This window comes from Alteromonas sp. McT4-15, assembly GCF_020515205.1.
Lineage (GTDB): Bacteria > Pseudomonadota > Gammaproteobacteria > Enterobacterales > Alteromonadaceae > Alteromonas.
The window spans coordinates 1-5937 of sequence record NZ_JAJALG010000066.1 but is presented as its reverse complement, the minus strand read 5'-3'; the positions used below and the strand labels follow the sequence as shown (position 1 = coordinate 5937).

Annotated in this window: 5 protein-coding genes, 4 tRNA genes and 1 rRNA gene; all 10 read right to left on the bottom strand. The window is 42.6% G+C overall.

The genetic code is table 11. The annotated features are described in order from the left end of the window. Nucleotides 1-417: GTP-binding protein (locus tag LHL20_RS20450; RefSeq protein ID WP_226432012.1), on the bottom strand; the 417-nt coding region annotated here is incomplete at its 3' end. 68 nt (nucleotides 418-485) lie between these two features. Beyond that, nucleotides 486-561 (bottom strand) — tRNA-Thr (locus LHL20_RS20445). A gap of 7 nt (nucleotides 562-568) precedes the next feature. Next, nucleotides 569-643 (bottom strand) — tRNA-Gly (locus LHL20_RS20440). Nucleotides 644-676: 33 nt separating this feature from the next. Next, nucleotides 677-761, bottom strand: a tRNA-Tyr gene (locus LHL20_RS20435). 7 nt (nucleotides 762-768) lie between these two features. Continuing rightward, nucleotides 769-844 (bottom strand) — tRNA-Thr (locus tag LHL20_RS20430). Between the two features lie 121 nt (nucleotides 845-965). Then, nucleotides 966-1724 carry a type III pantothenate kinase gene (locus tag LHL20_RS20425; protein WP_226434618.1) on the bottom strand — a complete coding sequence of 253 codons (759 nt, stop codon included), beginning with the start codon at nucleotides 1722-1724 and terminating at the stop codon, nucleotides 966-968. Then, complete coding sequence (gene birA / locus LHL20_RS20420) at nucleotides 1714-2700, bottom strand: bifunctional biotin--[acetyl-CoA-carboxylase] ligase/biotin operon repressor BirA (protein ID WP_226434617.1); 987 nt, start codon at nucleotides 2698-2700, stop codon at nucleotides 1714-1716. Before birA ends, LHL20_RS20425 begins: the two co-directional genes overlap by 11 nt. Then, complete coding sequence (murB, locus tag LHL20_RS20415) at nucleotides 2697-3704, bottom strand: UDP-N-acetylmuramate dehydrogenase (protein ID WP_226434616.1); 1008 nt, start codon at nucleotides 3702-3704, stop codon at nucleotides 2697-2699. Before murB ends, birA begins: the two co-directional genes overlap by 4 nt. A gap of 90 nt (nucleotides 3705-3794) precedes the next feature. Continuing rightward, nucleotides 3795-5351, bottom strand: a complete 1557-nt coding sequence (locus LHL20_RS20410; RefSeq protein ID WP_226434615.1) for a methyl-accepting chemotaxis protein — start codon at nucleotides 5349-5351, stop codon at nucleotides 3795-3797. A gap of 489 nt (nucleotides 5352-5840) precedes the next feature. Next, nucleotides 5841-5937, bottom strand: a 5S ribosomal RNA gene (gene rrf, locus LHL20_RS20405); the annotation flags it as partial.

Genomic DNA, 5937 nt, shown 5'->3' with positions numbered 1-5937 from the left:
GTCACACTTGTTCATGAATACGATGATGTAAGGAATACCAACCTGACGACCAAGTAGGATGTGCTCACGAGTCTGTGGCATAGGACCATCAGTCGCAGCTACTACTAGGATACCACCGTCCATCTGAGCAGCACCAGTGATCATGTTTTTAACGTAATCAGCGTGTCCTGGGCAGTCTACGTGCGCGTAGTGACGAGTAGGAGTGTCATATTCTACGTGTGAAGTAGAAATGGTGATACCACGAGCTTTCTCTTCAGGCGCGTTATCGATTTGATCGAATGCCTGAGCGTTACCGCCGTAAGTTTTAGAAAGAACTGTAGTGATAGCTGCAGTTAGGGTAGTTTTACCGTGGTCAACGTGGCCGATTGTACCCACGTTTACGTGGGGTTTCGTACGTTCAAACTTTTCTTTTGCCATTTCTATTATCCCAGCAAAGTTACATTAAAAAATTTATGAAATTTTACATGAGCTGGGGAGAAATATACTGGTGCTGATAGGCAGATTTGAACTGCCGACCTCACCCTTACCAAGGGTGCGCTCTACCAACTGAGCTATATCAGCACTGATTTGGAGCGGGCAGCGGGAATCGAACCCGCATCATCAGCTTGGAAGGCTGAGGTAATAGCCATTATACGATGCCCGCAAATCCTAATTCTCTGGCCACCTCATAAGAAAGTGGTGGAGGGGGCAGGATTCGAACCTGCGAAGGCTGAGCCGGCAGATTTACAGTCTGCTCCCGTTGACCGCTTGGGTACCCCTCCAGATTGATGGTGCCGACTGCCGGAATCGAACTGGCGACCTACTGATTACAAGTCAGTTGCTCTACCAACTGAGCTAAGTCGGCACTACATCAAGTGGGTGCGCATTCTAGAGTATTGTTTAACTCTGTGCAAGTGTCTTTTTGAAAATTTTTCAATTTTCTTTTTTGACCAATTTTTCAACTAATCAAAAACTTACGTCGAGGTTTACTTTATCAGTTCACTTCGAGCGTAGCGGGCAAGACCCTGCATCACCAAATGAGCGAGGCGCATGTTATCAGCAGATTTTAAGAATGCAAACATTTTTTTGTCTCCACCCCCTAAAATTACGTCAAAATCGGTTCGTTTGCTTGATATGTAATCAATCGCGCTCAAATAAACACCATATAGGGCTGCATGGCACCCTTTAGCGACACATTCTTCTGTATCGTTTCCCACCCCAAAGGTGATTGGAATTTCATCATTCGCATATACTTTTTTGGTCGATGCCACTAAAGAATCTTTCATTACATGGAAACCAGGTACGATCCAACCGCCTAAATGTTGACCATCAACAACAAAATCGACAGTAATTGCCGTACCCACATCCATGACAAAAAATGCATTTTTTGCTTTTTCTGCTGCACCTACCATTGCAAGCCATCGATCAACGCCCATTTTTTGTTCGTTGTCGTAACTATTTTTTATACCGAAAGCTTCTTTTTCTGTGTGCTTTTCTACAAAAATAATTTTTCGCTCGCCACACATGGTTGAAATTTCATCAACCAGTTCCTGATTTCTTACCGACGCGATGTATAAATGCGTAATATTTTGCACTCTATCAATGAAAGAAAACAAAACAGTTGAGTCTTCGCAGCTGTACGGTTCGTTTTCGACATCACTTAATAGGGTATATTTTATTTTAGTGTTACCAATATCGACTAATATCACCTGACTTTCGTCGATATTATTTTCATTAGTTACCACGAAGGCTAACCTCACCACCATGAAAGCGTGTTATGCCATCTTGGGTTTCAACTAAAAGCGCACCACTGGCGTCTACACCTCGGTCAATACCTGAAAAACGCTTTTCACCCATCTGTAAAACAATACGCTTATCCGCATAAAGGTCTAACGCTTCCCAATGCGGAACGAACGGGCCGAAACCTTGTTGGGTAAATTTTGGCAAATAAGCCCACAAAGATTTGATAACTTCAGCTGCAAGTTCATTTCTATCGGGTATGGTGCCAAGATACGAAGCTAAGTCGCTGTGGGGCTGACCAACATCATATTGGTTATCAGGAACACATACATTAAGACCAATACCAATAACACAATGTGCGGTAGCACCTATTTGCCCTTCTACTTCAATTAACACACCTGCGAGTTTTTTCCCTTGTAAGTAAATATCATTAGGCCATTTTAATTCGGCATCGTTAACACCAAACTCTTTTAGTGCATCACAAACCGCCAACCCAACAAGCAAGGATAACCCAGCCATACTTTGGTAGCCGTCTGGAAATGACCAATACATTGAAAAAGTGAGGCTTCCGCCAACAGGTGCTAACCAAGTTCGCCCATGGCGGCCTCGACCAGCGGTTTGAATTTCAGCAAAAATGACATCGCCATTTTCTAAATCATCTCGATTATTCGCAATGCGCTTTTTCAATTCGGTATTGGTAGAGGGAAGTACTGATTCCACATCAATCATTGCTCGCTTGGTGTTACCCAAGTGTTTTTTAATGCTGTCTGCACTTAACAACGGAAATCCTCGCTCTAAACGATAGCCTTTGCCTTTTACTTTAAAGACATCTAATCCCCAATCCGCTAATTGAGAAATGTGACCCGCCACAGCGGTTCTAGATAAACCAACTTGCTGTGCAATGGTTTCACCTGAATGAAATTGCCCATCTGACAACAGTGCTAAGATGTGTTTTCTTATTGCTTTTGATGCCTGTCTCATAGCGAAATAAGTCCTTTGTTTCCCAATAGGCGCACTTCTGGTTCTAGGGCAACCCCAAATTTTTCTTGTACGCTTGCTATGATATCTCTTGCCATGGTTAGAATATCGCTACCCGTAGCGCCACCAATATTGGTCAATACTAAAGGTTGCGTAGGGTGACACCTTACACCATTTAGCGTTTTTCCCTTAAAACCAGCTTTATCGATAAGCCAAGCAGCAGGTACTTTAACTTTTATAGCATCGCCATCTTTGTCTTTGACGTCAAAATGCGGTACGACCTCATATTCTTTTGCTATGTTTTCGAACTGCGAGCGGCTAATGATAGGGTTTTTAAAGAAGCTTCCTGCATTGCCCAATTTAGCAGGGTCAGGCAACTTGCTTTTTCTTATTTCAATTACCTTGTCATAAATCGCTTCAGGTGTCGGCGACGGCAATGCTTGTAGCTCACCATAAGAGGTTTCCGGCTGAATGTTTTTGGGCAATTTGAAATTAACGTGGGTGATAAGTACTTTATTGGCTAATGCGTTTTTAAACACGCTATCTCTGTAGCCAAACTCGCACTGATCATTGCTAATTTTAACTTGCTCGCCGGTTTCAAGGAGAACAACCTCAACAGTGTCTATAAACGCATTTACTTCTCGTCCGTAAGCACCAATATTTTGGATAGGGCACGCACCTACAGAACCAGGGATAAGAGCAAGATTTTCGAGCCCATACCACTTTTCTTGCATGCATAAGCTCACAAATTCATGCCAATTTTCACCAGCCCCTACTCTCAAAAAATGATATTCCTCAGTATCGTAGTGGCTAATACCTTTTATTTGATTTAATAAAATAGTGCCGTTGAAGTCATCAGCAAAAATAGTATTGCTGCCACCACCTAACAGATAAGTTGTTTTATTTTTATCATAGAGTGACAAGAAAGTTTGAACATCGGAGAAACGCTCAATAGCGTTGCAAGAAGCATTAAGCCCGAAGGTACTGAAAGATTGTAGTGACGGCATATCATTATACTTGCTGCGAACAATGCGCTAATGGTATGGGAAGCAAAGCGTAAATAAAAGCGTATTGGAGCAAATAAAACAAAGCCCTATTTAATTAGCTTTATAACCTATTCTGAAACCACCCCAGTGTTTACCGTAAACAAAAATTGGTGCCGAGAGATCATGCATAATTTCTCCAGTATCGCGTTTATAGGTCTGTAACAAAAATGCAGAGGTATTGCTTCCACATCGACTGCCCGTCGGATCATTAAACAATCGCTTAGTTCGGTTGTTGACCAGATCTGTCTGATAGTCTCCTGTTAGCGGCTGACTAAATTTTTTGTTGTGCGTAGGAAAATATCCATTCTTATCAACGGCGCCCGCATATATTATAAATGTGTGCTCATCCAAAATAGGCTCTTGAATAGTGGGCAGTACAGAATCGGTGAACGTGTCAAACGGTGTAGAGTGTTTTACTGGGTTTGTATTTGCTATGGGGGAGTAAGTAAAAGAAAACAATGCTTCTTGAGAGATTTCATTTTCTTCAATAGCCTTTTCAAACCGCTTACCTATTGCTTTAGCAGTTGATACTGCTATATCGCGTACCATACTGTTTTTGTCGTTTACATCAAAATGTTCTAACAGTCTAAAAATATCCTCTGCTTGCTCACTCAACAGAAGGGCCTGACGCGAGACATTAGATAAATCTGTATCTAAGTTTTCTGTTGTCGTCTGAAGTTCTGAAATATTAGCGCCTATGCCCGAACTGTGCTCCGTATTTACTTCTACACGTTCTTGCATTGTATTTACGGCATCACGCGCTTGTGTAGAGAGTGAACCTGCGTGCGATATAGCTTTTTCACTTTCATCTAACAACGTGTTCATCTCATTACTAGAAGTCAGTACTGACTCCATCGTCTCTACTGCCGATTGACTACTAGTGTTCATATCGTGAAGTAAATTTTCTATACCTGATGTAGCGTCAGCTGTTTTCTTTGCTAGATCTCTCACCTCATCAGCAACTACCGCGAAACCGCGGCCCTGCTCTCCCGCTCGGGCCGCTTCAATAGCAGCATTTAGTGCTAACATGTTGGTTTGGTCAGCTAATTGATTAATAGTATTTGTGATAGTGCTAATACCTTCTGCCTTACTTTTTAACGCGCTAAGTGCATTGGCTGACGCATTGATATTTGTTACCAATTTTTGCTGCTGTGACGATAGTTCCTTAAGAAGTTTTGTGCCTTGTTGTGTGTTTTCATCAGATTCATTCATTGATATAGAAGCACTTTTAGCAAGCGTATCCAATTCCACGCCTGAGGATTCAATATGCTGAAGTCTTGATGACATTTCGCTGATGCTCGTTACTTGAGCTCTGAGCATACTTGACAATTGCTCAAGAAAAAAAGAAATAGAAGCACCACCTATTGCTATTCTGCTAGCGGCATCACTGATGTTGTTCGCTTCTTTGGTATGACTTACGTTTTCGCTACCACGTTTGGCAGCATGGGGGGACTTACTGTGATTATCGTCACTCTTGTCTTTAACAACATATGAGCCGAAGGCAACAGCTAAGAAGATGGTTACTACAGAAATGACCATGCTTGCTTCAAAATATATCAGCAATGCGGTTATTGTACCTATGCCTAGCGCTAACACTAAATGTTTCACAAGTTACACCCCACATTTTGCTTAGATCAATTAACTGTAGTGTGCAGTGCATTATTTTTCTATAAGCGCTTGGTATTATGGGGTTAAGTAAAAGTAAACAATTTAAAACATTGCCAATGTGCAGAAAGCAAAAAACCCGCCGTAAGGCGGGTTTCTTTAATTAGGACCTGGCAGTGTCTTAGCTCACTTGGGGTTGGACGCACACTGCGTGAAGAACGCTGCACCGCAAGTGCATGACGGATGCCTAATGGCATGCGGCAAGTGATGAACGGTCGAGCTCTGCGAGAAGCTTTCATAAGAGAAACGGGAGCCCCCTTCGGGATGGCTGACCGCGGGAGTAGCACTATCGTGCAAAATCATGATACGCAGTATCGTGGCTTTTGCGCAAGGAGGACGCACAGTACGCTCAGTTGTTGGCTACTTTTTTCATACTTTTGAACATATACAAAAAAAGCCCTTGTCGTTAGACAAGGGCTTTTCGGAATTGGGACCTGGCAGTGTCCTACTCTCACATGGGGAAGCCCCACACTACCATCGGCGCTAATACGTTTCACTTCTGAGTTCGGAATGGAGTCAGGTGGTACCG